The sequence below is a fragment of the Herbidospora yilanensis genome (assembly GCF_001570565.1).
GTDB classification, from domain to species: Bacteria; Actinomycetota; Actinomycetes; order Streptosporangiales; family Streptosporangiaceae; genus Herbidospora; species Herbidospora yilanensis.
Genome location: NZ_BBXE01000019.1, coordinates 86,220 through 103,478 on the forward strand (window position 1 = coordinate 86,220; position 17,259 = coordinate 103,478).

Annotated in this window: 15 protein-coding genes; 10 read left to right on the forward strand and 5 right to left on the reverse strand. The window is 71.0% G+C overall.

Annotated elements, in window-relative coordinates; translation table 11 throughout:
• Positions 1 to 6 precede the first annotated feature (6 nt).
• Positions 7 to 1,248 carry an EAL domain-containing protein gene (locus AW273_RS13095; protein ID WP_232327366.1) on the reverse strand — a complete coding sequence of 414 codons (1,242 nt, stop codon included), beginning with the start codon at positions 1,246 to 1,248 and terminating at the stop codon, positions 7 to 9.
• A 122-nt stretch (positions 1,249 to 1,370) separates the two neighbouring features.
• Between AW273_RS13095 and AW273_RS13100 the strand changes: the two genes are divergently transcribed.
• From AW273_RS13100 to AW273_RS13120, 5 genes are all read left to right on the forward strand, one after another.
• Positions 1,371 to 2,039 carry an acVLRF1 family peptidyl-tRNA hydrolase gene (locus tag AW273_RS13100; RefSeq protein ID WP_062348734.1) on the forward strand — a complete coding sequence of 223 codons (669 nt, stop codon included), beginning with the start codon at positions 1,371 to 1,373 and terminating at the stop codon, positions 2,037 to 2,039.
• Between the two features lie 116 nt (positions 2,040 to 2,155).
• Complete coding sequence (locus AW273_RS13105; protein ID WP_062348566.1) at positions 2,156 to 3,754, forward strand: ABC-F family ATP-binding cassette domain-containing protein; 1,599 nt, start codon at positions 2,156 to 2,158, stop codon at positions 3,752 to 3,754.
• Between the two features lie 114 nt (positions 3,755 to 3,868).
• The gene (locus AW273_RS13110; protein ID WP_030452286.1) at positions 3,869 to 4,084 is read left to right on the forward strand and encodes a helix-turn-helix domain-containing protein; all 216 of its coding nucleotides are present in this window, start codon (positions 3,869 to 3,871) and stop codon (positions 4,082 to 4,084) included.
• A 141-nt stretch (positions 4,085 to 4,225) separates the two neighbouring features.
• A complete protein-coding gene (locus AW273_RS13115) occupies positions 4,226 to 5,044 on the forward strand; it encodes an enoyl-CoA hydratase/isomerase family protein (protein WP_439648626.1) in 819 nt (272 codons plus the stop codon).
• A gap of 39 nt (positions 5,045 to 5,083) precedes the next feature.
• Positions 5,084 to 6,967: an ABC transporter ATP-binding protein gene (locus tag AW273_RS13120; RefSeq protein WP_062348568.1), complete on the forward strand. Its 1,884-nt coding sequence runs from the start codon at positions 5,084 to 5,086 to the stop codon at positions 6,965 to 6,967.
• Here AW273_RS13120 and AW273_RS13125 read toward each other — a convergent pair.
• Entirely contained in the window at positions 6,945 to 7,820 is an 876-nt protein-coding gene (locus AW273_RS13125) for a sulfotransferase family protein (RefSeq protein WP_062348569.1), read from the reverse strand. The two genes, AW273_RS13120 and AW273_RS13125, sit on opposite strands and share 23 nt — an antisense overlap.
• A gap of 73 nt (positions 7,821 to 7,893) precedes the next feature.
• Here AW273_RS13125 and AW273_RS13130 point away from each other — a divergent pair, with 73 nt between their 5' ends.
• Positions 7,894 to 8,769 carry a S66 peptidase family protein gene (locus AW273_RS13130; protein WP_232327367.1) on the forward strand — a complete coding sequence of 292 codons (876 nt, stop codon included), beginning with the start codon at positions 7,894 to 7,896 and terminating at the stop codon, positions 8,767 to 8,769.
• Positions 8,770 to 8,853: 84 nt separating this feature from the next.
• Entirely contained in the window at positions 8,854 to 9,711 is an 858-nt protein-coding gene (locus AW273_RS13135; RefSeq protein WP_232327369.1) for a hypothetical protein, read from the forward strand.
• A gap of 3 nt (positions 9,712 to 9,714) precedes the next feature.
• Here the strand turns inward: AW273_RS13135 and AW273_RS13140 are convergent, their stop codons facing one another.
• Together AW273_RS13140 and yczE are read right to left on the reverse strand one after the other, a co-directional pair.
• On the reverse strand, positions 9,715 to 11,472 hold the full coding sequence (locus tag AW273_RS13140; RefSeq protein ID WP_062348571.1) for a glycoside hydrolase family 15 protein: 1,758 nt from the start codon (positions 11,470 to 11,472) through the stop codon (positions 9,715 to 9,717).
• A 4-nt stretch (positions 11,473 to 11,476) separates the two neighbouring features.
• Positions 11,477 to 12,040, reverse strand: coding sequence for a membrane protein YczE (gene yczE / locus AW273_RS13145; RefSeq protein ID WP_157555759.1), 564 nt, complete (start codon positions 12,038 to 12,040; stop codon positions 11,477 to 11,479).
• A 104-nt stretch (positions 12,041 to 12,144) separates the two neighbouring features.
• Here yczE and yczR point away from each other — a divergent pair, with 104 nt between their 5' ends.
• Positions 12,145 to 13,533: a MocR-like transcription factor YczR gene (gene yczR, locus AW273_RS13150; protein WP_063909944.1), complete on the forward strand. Its 1,389-nt coding sequence runs from the start codon at positions 12,145 to 12,147 to the stop codon at positions 13,531 to 13,533.
• Here the strand turns inward: yczR and AW273_RS13155 are convergent.
• Entirely contained in the window at positions 13,517 to 14,131 is a 615-nt protein-coding gene (locus AW273_RS13155) for a trimeric intracellular cation channel family protein (protein ID WP_157555761.1), read from the reverse strand. The genes yczR and AW273_RS13155 overlap by 17 nt on opposite strands.
• Before the next feature lie 79 nt (positions 14,132 to 14,210).
• Between AW273_RS13155 and AW273_RS13160 the strand changes: the two genes are divergently transcribed.
• A complete protein-coding gene (locus AW273_RS13160; RefSeq protein ID WP_062348574.1) occupies positions 14,211 to 16,034 on the forward strand; it encodes an AMP-dependent synthetase/ligase in 1,824 nt (607 codons plus the stop codon).
• Positions 16,035 to 16,193: 159 nt separating this feature from the next.
• The gene (locus tag AW273_RS13165) at positions 16,194 to 17,150 is read left to right on the forward strand and encodes a hypothetical protein (RefSeq protein WP_062348575.1); all 957 of its coding nucleotides are present in this window, start codon (positions 16,194 to 16,196) and stop codon (positions 17,148 to 17,150) included.
• Positions 17,151 to 17,259 lie beyond the last annotated feature (109 nt).

Genomic DNA, 17,259 nt, shown 5'->3' on the forward strand with positions numbered 1-17,259 from the left:
GTCCCGCTACTTCGGGACCGGCCGGTTGGCGACGTGCCTGATCAGGTCGCTGACGTGGACCGTGCCCAGGCAGCGGCCCACTTCGTCCACCACCACGAGGTCGTCGTAGACCCGCTTGGCGTCCTGCCCGGCGACCTGCATGGCCGCTATCGCCGGCGTCGTCTTGGGCACCAGCCGGGCGCTGTCGGCGATCCGGTGGGCGGGCTTCTTGGCGTGCAGGGCATGGCCGTAGGCCCCCGCCATGTAGAGCAGGAAGCGGCTGCGGTCGACCATCGACTGCGGCCGCTGGTATTCGTCGACCAGGATCACGCTGGTGATCGAGGCCTCGTTGCCGAAGGCCTGCACGACGTCCTCCGAGGTCGCCGTGATCGGCAGCGTCACGGCCGGCATCAGGAACTCCTGCACCCTCGGCCCGAGGAGATGGGCCAGGTTCGGCGAGGTCTCGGTCGCCGGGACCGGCACGTGCACCCGCCCGTCGGCCGGCCGCCAGTCGCCCGGCGCGAGCAGCGGCCCGGTGGCCAGCCTGACCCCCCACGCCCGCACCGCCGCGAGCTGGACCTCGTCCTGCACGCCCGGCGCCAGGATGTGCGCCGCCACGCCCTTGGCCACCGTGACCAGCGCCTCGGCGACGGCCGCCCGGCGGGCGTCCTTGGGGGCGCGCTCCACCAGTTCGGGGGAGATCAGGATGACGTAGGGGGAGGCGTCGGCCAGCACGTCGAGCGGGACGTGGCGGACCCCGGCCCCGCCGAAGGCGATCAGGTAACCGGCCGCGCGCAGCCCGTCGACCCCGGCCAGCAGCCGGGACCGGTCGGCCGGGTCGAGGTCGCCCTCGATGGTCAGGATGATCTCGCGCGGCCGCCGCCCGGCCACCCGCATCGCCTCGTGCAGCGGCGCCAGCCCCGCCGAACCGGCCGAGACGGCGGCGACCGGGATGGGCAGCACGAGGGGGAGCCGCGCGTCGTGCTCGGCGGCGGCGCGGATGCCCGCGACGGTGCCGCCGACGTCGGCCCGCTCGGCGGCGGGGGTGCTCGCGTTGACCTGTATGGCGATCACACCGCCGGTGTCGAGGTCGACGACGGGCGTGAAGCCGGCGACCGGGCCGAAGGCGTTCGGCGGGCCGCCGGTGGGGTTCTGGGGCGCGGCCGCCCACGCCGGCACGTACCCCGACACGGTGAACGGGCCGGTCGTGGAGGACTGCTCACCTGGTGAGACGGCGACCGGCGCCGGATAGGGCATGGGAACCGACACACGACGATTCTGGTGCGCCTGTCCGCCGTCATTGAGGCCGGTGATTTTAAATTCACCCACATTTCCCCATACCGACAACCGTGGACGTCCTGCTCCGGCCCCAGCCGCTACTCTGGGCGTCCATGAGCGCACGCCCGGCCGCCGGGGGCGGACGGTGGGTGTCGATCCCCCCGTCCCGGCTGCCCCGCTGGCTCGCCAACTTCGCCACCCGCCACGGCGGGCCGCCGTCGGAGACGGGCACCCCGGAACAGGTGGTGTTCACCGCCCCGGACGGGGCCGTGGCGGAGTGTCACGTCCCGTTCGGCCCTCTGGAGCCACGCCCCGGCGCCCTCGCCGAGGCGCTGATCTCCCACGTCTCCCGTGACCGCCGGGTCGCGGTTCTCCTCGTACGTCTCGGCGGATACGCCGCCGGCGTCTTCGAGGGCGACCGGCTCCTCGTCTCCAAGGTCGGCTCCCGGCTGGTCCACGGCAGGAGCGCCGCCGGAGGGTGGTCGCAGCAGCGGTTCGCCCGCCGCCGGGAGAAGCAGGCCGACGAGGCCCTCGGGGCCGCCGCCGACGTGGCCGCCCGCGTACTGCTGCCGTCGGTGGCCGAAGGGCTGGCCGGGTTCGTCGCCGGGGGAGACCGCAAGGCGATCGACGAGCTCCGGGGCGACCGGCGGCTCGCGCCCCTGTTCGTGCTGGAGACCGGGCCGTTCCTGACCGTTCCCGATCCCCGGCTGGCGGTGCTGGAGAAGACGCCCGAGGAGTTCCGGGCGGTGCGGATCAGGGTGGTCGATCCGCCCCCGGGTTAAGAAGTCGGGGATTTCGCCGGGCCACCATACAATCGACGCATGCGCACTCCCGATTGATCACTTCCGTGTCCCCACGGTCCTGAAGCATTCGCTACTCACGGGAGTGTCCCCCAACCATGATCATCGCAACAGACATCGAACTGCGCGTGGGCTCGCGCCTCCTCATCGAGGGAGCGTCGTTCCGGGTCAACCCCGGCGACAAGATCGGCCTGGTCGGCCGCAACGGAGCGGGCAAGACCACGCTCACCAAGACCCTCGCCGGCGAGGGCCAGCCCGCCGGCGGCACCGTCACCATCACCGGCGCGGTCGGCTACCTGCCGCAGGATCCGCGCACCGGCGACCTCCAGGTGATCGCCCGCGACCGCATCCTGTCGGCGCGCGGCCTCGACGAGGTCATCCGCGACCTGCGCCGGGCCGAGCTCGGCATGACCTCGGCCGACCCGCGCACCCGCGACAAGGCCGTGAAGGCCTACGGCCGCCTCGAAGACCGGCTCCACGTGCTGGGCGGCTACGCCGCCGAGTCGGAGGCCGCCTCGATCGCCTCCAGCCTGGGCCTGCCCGACCGGGTGCTCGGGCAGCCGCTGGAGACCCTCTCGGGTGGTCAGCGAAGGCGGGTCGAACTGGCGCGCATTCTTTTCTCGGGATCGGAGACTCTCCTTCTCGACGAGCCGACAAACCACCTCGATGCCGACTCGATCGGCTGGCTTCGTGATTTTTTGCGTTCCCACCAGGGCGGCTTGATCATCATCAGCCACGATGTTGGTCTACTTGAAGCGACGGTAAACCGGGTGCTCCATCTCGACGCGAACCGGTGCGTGATCGACACGTACAACGTCGGCTGGAAGGCCTACCTGACGCAGCGCGAGACCGACGAGAAGCGCCGCAAGCGCGAGCGGGCCAACGCCGAGAAGCAGGCCGGGGTGCTGATGGCGCAGGCCGACAAGATGCGCGCCAAGGCCACCAAGGCCAAGGCGGCGCAGGACATGCAGCGCCGCGCCGAGCGCCTGCTGCGCGGGATCGAGCCCGAGCGCCGCTCCGACAAGGTCGCCAAGCTGCGTTTCCCGTCGCCCGCGCCCTGCGGCCGCACCCCGCTGTCGGCCGTCGACCTGTCCAAGTCCTACGGCTCGCTCGAGGTCTTCACCGACGTCGACGCGGCCGTCGACCGGGGTCACCGGGTCGTCATCCTCGGCCTCAACGGCGCCGGGAAGACCACGCTGCTGCGCATCCTGGGCGGCATCGAGAAGCCCGACACCGGCGAGGTGCGCCCCGGCCACGGCCTGAAGATCGGCTACTACGCCCAGGAACACGAGACCCTCGACCCGACCCGCACGGTGCTCGAGAACATGCGCTCGGCCGGCCCCGACCTGGCCGACGTCGACCTGCGCAAGGTGCTCGGCTCGTTCCTGTTCACCGGCGACGACGTCGACAAGCCCGCCGGGGTGTTGTCGGGCGGCGAGAAGACCCGGCTGGCCCTGGCCACGCTGGTGCTCTCCAGCGCCAACGTGCTGCTCCTCGACGAGCCCACCAACAACCTCGATCCCGCCTCGCGGGAACAGGTGCTGACGGCTCTGCGCTCTTACACAGGGGCGATCGTCTTGGTCACCCACGACGAAGGAGCCGTGGAGGCGCTGCAACCCGACCGGGTGATCCTGCTGCCCGACGGCGTCGAAGACGCGTGGAGCGAGGAATTTTCCGATCTCGTCGCCCTCGCCTGATCATAAATTTACCGGGTACGGATCTTTTCCCTGGGAGTAGGTAGCCGATCGAGCCGAAATGACTGATCATGGCGTGAGTAACGCTGCGGAAGTCTGGCACTACAGGAGGTACTCGTGGCCGAGACTCTGAAGAAGGGCACCCGGGTGACCGGGGCCGACCGTGAAAAACTGGCCAGCGATCTCAAGAAGCGCTATGCCGCGGGTGAGAGCATCCGCGCCCTGGCCGCTTCCACCGGCCGGTCGTACGGATTCATCCACCGCATCCTCAGCGAGTCGGGCGTGACTCTGCGAGGACGCGGCGGGGCGACCCGAGGCAAGACCAAGCGCTAGTTCCGCCTCGCGCCGCGCGACCGCAGCCGCTCGTGTACCTCAGATCCAGAGCGGTCCGCTCCCGAGCCGACCGGCCGGGGTCGGACAACCGAACAGGGTTCGGTAGGCTCGGGCGTGACCGCCAGGAAGGGGTTGCGGGCTGTGAACGACGCTGTGGAAGCGGCACAAGGGGGGAGAGCGGAGCAGATCTCGGCGAGCGCGCTCGCTGAGGTCGGACTGCGCTACGAGGTGGACGGCGAGATCGCGACGATCACGCTGAACCGGCCGGACAAGCGGAACGCCCAGACGTTCGCCACCTGGTCGGCACTGGCCCGGATCGGGGATGACCTCCCCGAGGCCGTGCGGATCGTCGTCGTGAAAGGCGAGGGGCCGTCCTTCTCCGCAGGCATCGACCTGCGACTGTTCACGCCCGGGGGAGTCCCCGGTGAGGGCTCGTTCTCCTCGGTGCTCGGTGAGGGCTTCGAGGAGCGGATCGCCCAGGCGCAGAAGGCCTTCCTGTGGCTGCGTCGTCCGGAGATCATCTCGATCGCGGCCGTCCAGGGCCACGCGATCGGGGCCGGATTCCAGCTCGCGCTCGCGTGCGACCTGCGGATCGTGGCCGACGACGTGCAGTTCTGCATGAAGGAACCGGCGCTCGGCCTGGTGCCCGACCTGACGGGGACCAAGCCGCTGGTCGATCTCGTGGGGCTGCCGAGGGCACTGGAGTTGTGTGTCACCGCCCGGAAGGTCGGGGCGGAGGAGGCGCTGCGCCTCCGGCTGGCCGAGCTGGCCGTTCCGGTTGAGGAGCTGGATACGGCCGTGGCCGACCTGGCGGCGGCGCTGCTCGCGACGGAGCGCTCCGCCGCGACCGCGACCAAACGGCTGCTGCAGGGTGCGGGAGGCCGCACACTGGAGGAGCAGGCCGCCGCGGAGAGAGCCGAGCAGGTGGTCCGCATACGGTCGTTGTTCGCCTCGGGCTGATCCTGAAATAGCCCTGGTTCGTAAAGGGTTGGCCAGGACATGGCGATGATGGGCGGCCCGAACTCGGGCTGGGCGATGATGCAGTCGATGCGCCGCGACGGCGACGTCATGAAGGAGCGCCTCGCGCCCGGCACGGTCCGGCGCATCGCCGGCTACGCCGCGCCGTTCCGGTGGTCGATCGCCGGGTTCCTCGTCCTGATCATGGTCGGGGCGCTGATCGTGGTGGCCAACCCGCTGCTGATCAAGCAGGTCATCGACGTGGCGATCCCGGCGAAGGACACCGGGCTCGTCATCTGGTTCGCGGTCGCCATCGCCGGGCTGGCGCTGTTCGACGCCGTGCTGTCGCTGGGGGAGCGCTGGTTCTCGGCCCGCATCGGCGAGGGGCTGATCTACAACCTGCGCACGCAGGTCTTCGACCACGTGCAGCGGATGCCCGTGGCGTTCTTCATGCGGGCGCAGACCGGCGCGCTGGTCTCCCGGCTCAACGGCGACGTCATCGGCGCGCAGCGGGCCGTCACCAGCACGCTGTCGTCGGTCGTCTCCAACGTGATCAGCCTGGTCGTCGTCCTGATCACCATGCTGGCGCTGTCGTGGCAGATCACCCTGGTCGCGCTGGTCATGCTGCCGATCTTCATCATCCCGGCCAAGTGGGTGGGGCGGCGCATGTCCAGGTACACGCGCGAGCAGATGGAGCTCGGCGCCGAGATGAGCTCGGTGATGACCGAGCGGTTCAACGTCGCCGGGGCGATGGTCGCCAAGCTCTACGGCCGTCCGGCCGACGAGACGCGCCACTTCGCCGAGCGGGCCGCCCGGGTCCGCGACGTCGGCGTCACCGTCGCCATGCTCGGCACGGTGTTCCGCGTCGCGCTGGGCCTGATCGCCGCGCTGGCGACCGCCCTGGTCTACGGGTTCGGCGGCGTGCTCGCGGTCGACGGCTCGTTCGAACTGGGCACGCTGGTGGCCATGTCGGCCCTGCTGATGAGGCTGTACGGCCCCCTCACCGGCCTGTCCAACGTCCACATCGACGTGATGACCGCCCTGGTCAGCTTCGACCGCGTCTTCGAGGTGCTCGACCTCAAGCCGATGGTCGACGAGAAGCCCGACGCCCGGCCGGTCCCGGCCGGACCGGTCACCATCGAGTTCGACGACGTCCGCTTCCGCTACCCGGCCGCCTCCGAGGTGTCGCTGGCCTCGCTGGAGTCGGTGGCCCGCCCCGACACGGGCGAGTCGGCCGAGGTGCTCAAGGGCGTCACCTTCACCGCCCGGCCCGGCCAGATGATCGCCCTGGTCGGCCACTCGGGCGCCGGCAAGACCACCACGACCTCGCTGGTCTCCCGCCTGTACGACGTCGACGCCGGCGCGGTGCGGCTCAACGGCCTCGACGTGCGCGACGCCACGATGGAGTCGCTGCGCGACACCGTGGGCGTCGTCATGCAGGACCCGCACCTGTTCCACGACACCATCGCCGCCAACCTGCGCTACGCCCGCCCCGAGGCCACCGACGAGGAGATCTGGGAGGCCCTGCGGGCGGCCCAGATCGCCGACCTGGTCGCCGCGCTGCCCGAAGGGCTCGACACGGTCGTGGGGGAGCGCGGCTACCGGTTCTCCGGCGGCGAGAAGCAGCGGGTGGCGCTGGCCCGGCTGCTGCTCAAGGCCCCGCCGGTGGTGGTGCTCGACGAGGCCACCGCCCACCTCGACTCGGAGTCGGAGGCGGCCGTCCAGCAGGCCCTGAAGACGGCCCTGGCGGGCCGGACCAGCCTGGTCATCGCCCACCGGTTGTCGACCATCCGCGAGGCCGACGTGATCCTCGTCATGAACGAGGGCCGCGTCGTGGAGCTCGGCCGGCACGACGAGCTGATGGTCATGGACGGCGGCTACGCCGAGCTCTACCGGACCCAGTTCATGAGTAGCCCAGCCGTTTGAGCTCCTCGCGGGCGACCTTGCCGACCAGTTCGGCGTCGGTGTGGGCGAGGCGGCGGCGGGCGCCGACCCGGGGCGCGCCGGTGCCGTAGAGGGCGATGGTCGAGATCTTGGCGCCGAGGAACTCGCCCACCTGGCCGAACGTCTCGGCCGGGGACTTGTGCAGGTCCTCGTACCGGATCGTCAGAAGCTGGTCGGCGGGGAGCTCCTTGCGGAGCACCGCCGACAGGCGGATCGCGGCGCGCCAGCGCAGCGCGCTCTTGCCCGCGACCGGCATCTCCTTCCAGCGCAGCTTGTGCTCGGCGTTGTTGACGCCGAGGAACGGGCTGGGGAACTCGCTGTCGTCGGACATCATGTGGGGCTTGAACCAGGCCATGGTCGCCGGGTCGGCCAGCATGTCGGCGACGACGTCGCGGCCGTCGCGGATGACCTGGACGAACCGGGCGTCGGGGAAGGCCTGGAGCAGGACGGGGGCGCTGTAGAGCAGGTCGGGGCTGGCGTCGCCGAAGCGGGTCAGCTCGGAGGCGGTCACGCACGGGCCCGCCCCGATGATGCCGCCGGCCTCCTTGCACGTGCCGGAGCACTCGCCGCACGCGCCCGGCACCACCTGCCAGGCCTCGGCCAGCACGTCGCGGATCACCCGGGGCGCCCCCGGGCTGCGCGCGATCGACGGCCGCCGCGCGAACGCGTAGACGACACGGGAAACCGCGCCCCGGCCCATCGTGAGATGCACGCCGGGCGAGCGCTTGATGGCACGGGCGAGCAGGTCCGCGCCGCTGTGGGGGGCGGCGAGCACGAAGACCGGCTGTCGGACCTTGACGCCGTTTACCACGAGAATGTGGGTCGGTGGTCGCATAGGTAGCGCCTAGTCTGACACTCTTTGGGGGGTGTCCGAACGTACTCCACCCCGTCTCCGGCACGGTGACACCGTGGCCGTCGTCGCGCCTTCGGGTCCGGTCGACCTCGACCGGCTCAACCGCGGCCGCCACGTGCTCACCGGCCTCGGCCTGAACGTCCGGTTCGGGCCCCGCATGCTGATCCGCCGCGGCTACCTCGCCGGGCCCGACCAGGCCCGCGCCGCCGACCTCCAGGAAGCCTGGTGCGATCCGGAGATCGCGGCCGTGATCTGCGCCCGGGGCGGCTACGGCGCCACGCGGGTGCTCGACCACCTCGACTGGGACAAGATGGAGGCCGTCCGGCCGAAACCCCTCGTGGGGTCGAGCGACATCACCGCCCTCCACCTGGCCTTCCAGCGCCGTCTGGGGGTGGCCTCGTTGTTCGGCCCGATGCCGGCCTGCTCGACGATCAGCGACGAGGACGGCCCGGAGCCCCGGTCGTTGTCCCATCTCAAGGCCTCGCTCATCTCCAGCCTGGAGCCCCGGCCGGTCAAGGGCGACCAGGTGCTCGTGCCGGGTTCGGCCATCGGGCCGCTGACCGGCGGCAACCTGACGCTGCTCGCGGCGCTCTGCGGCACGCCCCACCAGATGGAGGCGCGGGGCCGGATCGTCCTGCTGGAGGACGTCCGTGAGGAGCCCTACCGAATCGACCGTATGCTGACCCAGCTACTCCAAGCGGGCTGTCTCGACGGCGCGGCCGGCTTCGCCCTCGGGTCGTGGGTGGAGTGCGGGGAGGCGCTCCCGGTGCTGGTGGAACGCCTCGGACCCCTGGGAGTTCCGATCATCGCGGGGCTGCCGATCGGTCACGGGACACCACAGTTCAGTGTGTGGCTGGGGGCCGATGGGGTTATTGATACCGAATCGTGCTCTCTCACCGGCCTCATCGGCAACCAGGACAAGGCACCCTGAAGCTGGCAACACGCCACGCTTGTAAGGGGATGAGCCTTGGGTCTGTTGCGGCGACTCCGCAGCCGGATTCGGCCTGACCAGCCAGTGCAGCCTGCCTCCCGGCCCGTCGAGGACGTCGATCTTGACTCCCTCCTCGCCCTGGTCGTCGAGACGATGGGCTACAGCTGCGCGTTCGAGGACGACGGCGCCACCCTGATCATGGGGGGCGACGAGACGTCCCGTACCGTCAACCTGGTCGGGCTCCGCCGTGAGGCGGCCCGCAGGTCGCGCGAAGACTGGCCGATGCTGGTCTCCGAGCACCTGTCCCACGCCGTGTCGGGCGAACCGTTCGACGCGTGCAACCTGGGCCGGATCAAACCGCTGCTGCGCACCCGCCTGCACGCGGCCGACGACCCGGCGATCCCCGACCCCTCGCGCATCATCGGCCGCCACCTGAGCGCCGACCTGATCGAGGTGCTGACGATCGGCGGCCGTCCGGTCCGGCCGGAGGAGGCCTTCTGCTGGCCGATTCCACCGGCCGAGGCCCTCGACGTCGCGCTCGACAACGCGCTGGCCGACGAGCGGATCACCGCCGAGTACCTGCAGCTCGGCGGGGTGAGCGTGCGGATGATCAGCGCGCCCACGGCCGTGGCACACCTGCGCCGGCTGCCCGGCCCGCCCGACGGGCTGCTCGTCGTGCTGCCCCACCCGGGCGCGATGGCCGTCCACCCGATCGAGGGCATCGGCGTCGTGCGCGCCCTGGAGCGCATGCGGGTGTACGCCCAGCGCGAGTTCGACGACCGCGACGGCGGCCTCAGCCCCCACGTCTACTGGTGGCACCGCGACCGGCTGACCCGCATCCAGGCCGACCTGGTTCCCCAGGACGGCCAGGTCAGGCTCGTGGTGACGCCGCCCGCCGACTTCGCCCGCCTGCTGGCCCGCCTCGCCGGAGACGCCAACTAGCGGCTAGCCGATCGCCTGGGCCGCGTGGATCAGCGGAACGTGGCTGAACGCCTGCGGGAAGTTGCCCACCAGGCGGCCCTGCACGGGGTCGTACTCCTCGGAGAGGAGGCCGACGTCGTTGCGCAGGTCGAGCAGGTGCCGGAACAGGTCGCACGCCTCCTTGCGCAGGCCCATGCGGGCCTTGGCCTCGGCGAGCCAGAAGCTGCAGGCCAGGAACGCGCCCTCGCGGCCGGGCAGGCCGTCGACCGGGTTGCGCTCGCTGGTGGAGTAACGCAGCACGAACCCCTCCGGCGTCGTGAGCTCGCGCTCGATCGCGTTGATGGTGCCGATCACGCGGTGGTCGTCGGGGGGCAGGAAGCCCATCGTGGGGATGAGCAGCGTCGCGGCGTCGAGCTCCGTGGAGCCGTAGGACTGGGTGAAGGTGTTGCGGCCGGGGTCGTACGCCTTCTCGCAGACCTCGTTGTGGATCTCGTCGCGCAGCGCCCTCCACCGCTCGGCCGGGCCCGAGCGGCGCTGTCTCTCCATCGTGCGGATGACCCGGTCGCAGGCGACCCAGGCCATCACCTTGGAGTGGGTGAACTGACGGCGCGGGCCGCGCACCTCCCACAGGCCCTCGTCGGGCTGCTGCCAGCCGGTCTCCAGGAAGTCCATCATCTTGCGGGTCAGCTTCCAGGCATGGTCGTCGGGGTGGAGGCCGCCCACGCCGGCCTGGTAGAGCGAGTTGACGACCTCGCCGTAGACGTCGAGCTGGAGCTGGCCGGCGGCGCTGTTGCCGATGCGGACCGGCAGCGAGTTCTCGTATCCGGGCAGCCAGTCGAGGGTCATCTCGGGGAGGCGGCGTTCGCCGGCGACGCCGTACATGATCTGGAGGTCCTGGGGACGGCCGGCGATCGCGCGCAGCAGCCACTCGCGCCAGGCCTTGGCCTCTTCGATGTAGCCGCTGGTCAGCAGGGCGTCGAGGGTCATCGAGGCGTCGCGCAGCCAGCAGAACCGGTAGTCCCAGTTGCGGACGCCGCCGAGGTCCTCGGGCAGGCTGGTGGTGGGCGCGGCGACGATGCCGCCGGTGGGGGCGTAGGTCAGCCCCTTCAGGGTGATCATCGAGCGGACCACGGCGTCGCGCCACTGACCGGTGTGGGTGCCCTTGGAGACCCAGTCCTCCCAGAGCTCGCGGGCGTAGTCGAGTTCGTCCAGCGGCTCGATCATGGGCGGCGCGGGCGCGTGGGAGGGGTGCCAGCTGAACACGAACGACAACTTGTCGCCCGCCTCGACCCGGAAGGTGCCCTTGTGGCGGTAGTCGCTGCCGTGCAGGTGGACCGGCGAGTGGATCCAGGCGGAGTCGGGACCCCCGACCGCCTGGAGGCTGCCGTCGCGGCGGCGCACCCACGGGACGATGCGGCCGTAGTCGAACCGGATGCGGATCTCGCAGTTCATCTCGACCGAGCCGGCCACGCCCTCGACGACCCTGACCAGGCGGGGGTGCTCGTGGCGTACCGGCATGAAGTCGATCACCCGGGCGGTGCCGGTGGGGCTGTCCCAGGTGGATTCGAGAACGAGCGTGTCGCCCCAGTAGCGGCGGCTGGAGGCCGTCTCCATTCCGGAGGCCCAGATGCGCCAGGCGCCGTGGCGCTGATTGCCCAGCAGCGCGGCGAAGCACGCGGGGGAGTCGAAACGGGGCAGGCAGAGCCAGTCGACCGAACCGTCGCGGCCCACCAGGGCCGCCGACTGCATGTCGCCGATCAGCGCGTAGTCCTCGATCCGCATGTGATCAAGCTACCCGCCGGGCCTTCATGAAGAACTGGGTGACCGGCCCGATCATCAGGGCGAACACCAGCGTGCCCACCCCGGCGACGCCGCCGAGCAGCCATCCGGCCGCCAGCACGGTCAGTTCGATGATCACCCGGGCCAGCCGGATCGACGGGCCCAGCCGGTGGAGTCCCGTCATGAGCCCGTCGCGCGGCCCGGGACCGTATCCCGCGCCGATGTAGAGGGCGGTCGCGCCGCCGACGGTGACCACGCCGGTCAGCAGATAGGCCCACTGGACGATCCAGTGACCGGGCGCGGGGGCCAGCCAGACGGTCAGGTCGAAGAACCAGCCGAGCAGCAGCACGTTGCTGATCGTGCCCAGGCCCGGCCTCTGGCGCAGGGGGATCCAGAGCAGCATCACGGCCGCCCCGACGATGACGACCCACGCGCCGATGCTGAGCCCGAAGTGGCGGGACAGGCCCTGGTGGAAGACGTCCCAGGGGGCGCTGCCGAGGTTCGACTCGATCTGGAGGCCGGAGCCGGCGCCGTAGAGGAAGAGACCGGCGTAGAGCCGGACGAGCCGCATAGAGGTGGGATGAGTGGACGTTTGCACCATAATCGCCCCAGTGTGACGGCGGCCCGGCTCGGGTAACAGAGCCAATCGCGGAAATTGGCCTTAAGCTGGCCGCCATGACGCGCACCATGGCCCCCGAGCAGCTCGCCCGCCTGCTCGCCGTCCCGCCCGGCGCCCGGCCCTACTACCGGGCGCTGGCCGAGGCGCTGCGCGGCCGGGTGCACGACGGCGCGATCCCGGTCGGGGTGCGCCTGCCGGCCGAACGCCACCTCGCCGCCGCGCTCGGCGTCAGCCGGACCACCGTGACCGCCGCCTACGACCTGCTCAAGGACCACGGCTACGTCACCGCGCGCCAGGGCTCGGGCAGCACGACCGCGCTCCCCGTCGGCGGCGACACCCCCTGGACGATCCCGGTCCCCGGCGACGGCATGATCCCGCTGCACGTCGCCTCGATGCCGGCCGCCTCCCAGGTCGCCCCCGCCGTGGCCGCCGCCGCCGCGGGCTACCACCGCCACCTGCTCGGCATCGGCTACGACCCGGTCGGCCTGCCCGCCCTGCGCGAGGCGGTGGCCCGGCGCTACACCGAACGCGGCGTGGCCACCCGGCCGGAGCAGATCCTCGTCACGCCCGGCGCCCAGCAGGCCATGCACCTGCTGTTCGCGCTGCTGGTCAGGCCGGGCGACCCGGTGCTGCTGGAGTCGCCGACCTACGCCCACGCGATCCAGTCGGTCCGGCTCCACGGGGCCAGGGCGGTGGCGGCGGGGGAGCTGATGGAGAGCTCCCTGCGGCAGGCGAAGGTCGCCTACGTGCTGCCCGACTTCCACAACCCGACCGGCACGCTGATGGACGCCGCCCGCCGCGCCGCGCTCGTGGCCGCCGCCCGCCGCCACGACGTCACGCTGATCTGCGACGAGACCTGGGGCGAGGTGGCCGTCGACGACGTCGTCATGCCGCCGCCGCTGGCCCGCTGGGACACCGACAACCGGGTGATCACGATCGGGTCGGCCTCGAAGCTCTGGTGGGGCGGGCTCCGGGTCGGGTGGTTGCGAGGCACGGCCGAGCTGGTCGAGCGGTTGTCGGTGCTGCGGTCGGGCGTCGACCTGGCCACGGCGGTGTTCGACCAGCTCGTGGTGGCCGAGCTGGTCCCTCGGGTGGAGGAGTCCCGGGCCGAGCGCCGCGCCTGGCTGGCCGCCTCCCGCGACGCCCTGACGGCGGCGCTGGCGGAGCACCTGCCCGGCTGGACCTACCCCCGGCCGGTCGGCGGCGGGTCGATCTGGGCGAAGCTCGACGTGCCGTCGGCGGCCCCGGTCGTCCAGGCGGCCGCCGCGAACGGGGTCAGGCTCGCGCCCGGACGGTGGTTCGGGGTCGACGGCGCCTGCGAGGGCTACCTGCGGTTGTCCTACTGCCATCCGCCCCACGTGCTGGCCGACGCGGTCGCCAGGATCGCCGCCGGGCGGCCGGGCCGGGGGCCGGTGGCCGACAACCGGCTCACGCCGAGTCTTTGATCCCCCGGGCCAGCGGCGCCCGCCAGCCCCGCCGCATCGCCAGGAACCGCAGCGTGAAGGCCAGCACGGCGGCGGCCAGGACGGCCAGCGGGCCGCGTACGCCGAACTCGAAGAGCGCGGCCAGCGTGAACGCGCCCAGGAAGGCGGGCACCGCGTAGAGCTGGCGGTCGTAGAGCAGCGTCGGCCGCTGGCCCGACAGGACGTCGCGCAGCACGCCGCCGCCCACCGCCGTGACCACCCCGAGCAGCACCGCGTGCAGCGGCGACAGGCCGAACAGCAGCGCCTTCTCGGTGCCGGTGGCGCAGAACAGGCCCAGCCCGGCCGCGTCGAAGATCAGGATGCTCGGCAGCAGCCGCGCCACCTGCGGGTGCCAGAAGAACACGATCGCCGCCGCCACCAGCGGGACCAGGACGTAACCCGCGTCGTGCAGCGCGGCCGGCTGCACGCCCAGGAAGACGTCGCGCAGGATCCCGCCGCCCACCGCGGTGAAGAACGCCAGCACCACCATGCCCACGACGTCGAGGCGGGTGGCGACCCCGGCGAGCGCGCCGGAGATGGCGAAAACGAAGATCCCGGTCAGGTCGAGCACCCATGTCACCAGGACATCTTGTCAGGGTTGACTTACCGATGATGTGATGCGGGTCACTCTGTCCAGCATCCCCCTGAGGAGACGCGGAATGGTTCTTGAGGAGCGGGCGGCGATCGAGGAGAGCATCGCCGGTCGGACCATCTGTTCTCAGCTCGACGAGACCGCCGAAGCCCATCCCGACCTACCCGCCTATTCCGACCCCGTGGAGGGCGGCTGGTCCACCCTGACCTACCGGGAGGCCCGGCGGCGGGTGCTGGAGATCGCCGCCGGGTTCGCCGCCCTGGGCGTCGATCCGGGCGACTCGGTGGCCCTGATGATGGTCAACCGCAGCGAGCACGTGCTCGCCGACCTCGGCGCCGTGCACGCGGGGGCGATCCCGTGCTCGGTGTACGCCACCTTCGCGCCCGACCAGGTCGCCTATGTGGCCAACGACGTCGGCGCCAAGGTCGCGGTGCTGGGCGGCCCGGCCGAACTGGCCCGGTGGACGCCGATCCTCGACCAGGTGCCCGGCCTGGAGAAGATCATCCTGTTGGAGGGCGCCACCGGCGACCAGCTCTCGTGGGCCGACTTCCTGGCCCTGGGCGCCGAGGCGCTGGCCGCCGACTCCCAGTCGGTCGAGGAGCGCTGGCGCTCGGTCACCCCCGACGACACCCTCACCGTGCTCTACACCTCGGGCACCACCGGCATGCCGAAGGGCGTCCCGCTCACCCACCGCAACGTGCTCTTCGAGGTCGGCGCGACCGACCGGATGACCTCGCTGCCCACCCAGGGCACCCAGATCTCCTACCTGACCTACGCCCACATCGCCGAACGGGTGCTGAGCCTCTACCTGCCCCTGTTCAAGGTCTCCCACGTCCACTTCTGCACCGACCTGGCCAACCTCGGGCCGACCCTCGCCGCGGTGAGGCCGGTGTTGTTCTTCGGCGTGCCGCGCGTGTGGGAGAAGATGATGGCCAAGCTCACCGCGCTGCTGGCCATGTCGCCGGAAGACCAGCAGGAGAACGCCCGCAAGGCCATGGCCGCCGGGCTGGCCTGGGTCGAGGCCGGTCAGGCCGGCCACACGATGACGCCGGAGATCCAGGCCGCGTACGACGCCGCCGACGCCGCGCTGCTCTCGATCATCCGCGGCATGATCGGCTTCGACAACGCGGGCTGGCTGGCCACCGCGGCGGCGCCCATGCCGCTGGAGGTGCAGCGCTTCTTCGCGGGCCTGGGGCTCAAGGTGCTCGACGTCTACGGCATGACCGAGACCACCGGCGCCTTCACCGCCAACAGCCCCGACGCCTACCGGCTCGGCACCGTCGGCCGCCCCGAACCGGGCGTCGAGGTGCGGATCGCCGACGACGGGGAGATCCTCACCCGCAGCCCGCTCAACACCGCGGGCTACCTCAACCGGCCCGAGGCCACCGCCGACCTGTTCGACGACGAGGGCTGGCTGCACACCGGCGACGTCGGCTCCCTCGACGAGCACGGCTTCGTGCGCATCGTCGACCGCAAGAAGGAGCTCATCATCACCGCCGGGGGCGAGAACATCTCCCCGGCCAACATCGAGAACCACCTGAAGGAGCACGCCCTCATCGGCCAGGCCCTCGCCTTCGGCGACGGCCGCCCCTACCCGGTCGCGATCCTCACCCTCGACGGCGAGATCGCCCCCGGCTGGGCCCAGGCCAACGGCATCACCTTCACCGACCTGGCCGACCTGGCCGGCCACCCCGACGTGCTGAAGTCCGTCGAGGCGGCGGTCGAGGCCGCCAACGAGAAGCTGGCCCGGGTGCAGCAGGTCAAGCGCTGGCGGCTGCTGCCGGTCGAGTGGACGGCCGAGACCGAGGAGCTCACGCCGAGCCTGAAACTCAAGCGCCGGGTCATCCACGCGAAGTACGCGGAGATCATCGAGGAGATGTACGGGGAGTGATCATCCGACCCCGACGCGCGAACATTCGCTCCCGTTGCCAAGTTGTGATCACTTTTTCCGCCACTCACCCGCAACTTTTGGCGGAGATTTTCCGTCTATGACGTAGGCGCGCTTCATGCCGGAAGCGCGCGTTGTAACGGGGAGAGGAAGCACCCTCTTATGATCAAGCGCATCGCCACCGCTCTGGTGGCGGCCGCTGCGATGAGCGCCTCGGCGCTCGTCTCCGCGGCCCCCGCCTTAGCGGACCCGGGTCACGGGCACGGTCACCACGACGGTCCCAACCCGAGAATCACGAATGTCTGGGTCAACCCCGGCCAGGTTGTCCTGAAGGGCAAGTGGGACTCCGAGGTCGTGTCGATCAACGTCAAGGGCGTGGACATCAAGCACGCCAAGATCGTGGTCGACCACAAGGGTAGCTGGGGCCGAGACGACTGGGACGGCCCCGGCTGGGACGACAAGTCGGCGGACAGCACCACCGCCGACGCGTCGGAGGAGAAGAAGGCGCCGTGGAAGCCCGTGTGGTTCTCCACCTCCGAGAGCGTGAAGATCGACACGAAGGACCCCAAGGGGTTCTACTCCGTGAAGGTCTACGCGCGTGGGTTCGACGGCAAGCTCTACACCAGCTCTTCCGGCTTCACGGTCAAGCACGTCAGCTATGACCCGCCGAAGCCGCCGAAGGGCCCCAAGGCCACGCGGATCGTCGACTTCGACGCCGGCCCCGAGCCGGTGAAGAAGGGCCGCTACGTCACCCTGACCGGGAAGCTTCAGGTCGCCCAGTGCTACGGCGACTGGTACTACGACTACAAGAAGCACGACCGCGCCTATGTCGAACTCGACGGGAGCGTCAAGCCCGTCGACGACGGCTGGAGCGGCTGCTACGACTCTCGCGACTACTGGCACGGCTGGTACAAGCTGGGCTGGCAGGACATCGACGTCTACTTCCTCCCCGCGGGTTCGCACAAGTGGAAGTACGTGAAGACCATCGAGACCAACCCCAACGGGTCGTTCTACACCAAGGTCAAGGCCTGGGGCAGCGGCACGTGGGGCGTCCGTTACGACGGTAGCCACGGTTTCGGTTCTTCCGAGGCGAGCGACTACGTGAAGGTCGTCAGGTAGTTTCCTCAACGAGCCCGGGCCTCCCCTCCACGGAGGCCCGGGCTTCCCCGTCTCCGGGGGCGAAACATTGCGGTTGACCAGTGAAACTTTCTTCGGGGCGCGCAGGTCA

Excerpts from the sequence above, each read along its gene's own strand:
- AW273_RS13100 (WP_062348734.1), top strand. The coding sequence starts at position 1,371 with ATGAGCGCACGCCCGGCCGCCGGGGGCGGACGGTGGGTGTCGATCCCC.
- AW273_RS13105 (WP_062348566.1), top strand. The coding sequence starts at position 2,156 with ATGATCATCGCAACAGACATCGAACTGCGCGTGGGCTCGCGCCTCCTC.
- AW273_RS13120 (WP_062348568.1), top strand. The coding sequence starts at position 5,084 with ATGGCGATGATGGGCGGCCCGAACTCGGGCTGGGCGATGATGCAGTCG.
- AW273_RS13125 (WP_062348569.1), bottom strand. The coding sequence starts at position 7,820 with ATGCGACCACCGACCCACATTCTCGTGGTAAACGGCGTCAAGGTCCGA.
- AW273_RS13140 (WP_062348571.1), bottom strand. The coding sequence starts at position 11,472 with ATGCGGATCGAGGACTACGCGCTGATCGGCGACATGCAGTCGGCGGCC.
- yczE (WP_157555759.1), bottom strand. The coding sequence starts at position 12,040 with ATGCGGCTCGTCCGGCTCTACGCCGGTCTCTTCCTCTACGGCGCCGGC.
- yczR (WP_063909944.1), top strand. The coding sequence starts at position 12,145 with ATGACGCGCACCATGGCCCCCGAGCAGCTCGCCCGCCTGCTCGCCGTC.
- AW273_RS13160 (WP_062348574.1), top strand. The coding sequence starts at position 14,211 with ATGGTTCTTGAGGAGCGGGCGGCGATCGAGGAGAGCATCGCCGGTCGG.
- AW273_RS13165 (WP_062348575.1), top strand. The coding sequence starts at position 16,194 with ATGATCAAGCGCATCGCCACCGCTCTGGTGGCGGCCGCTGCGATGAGC.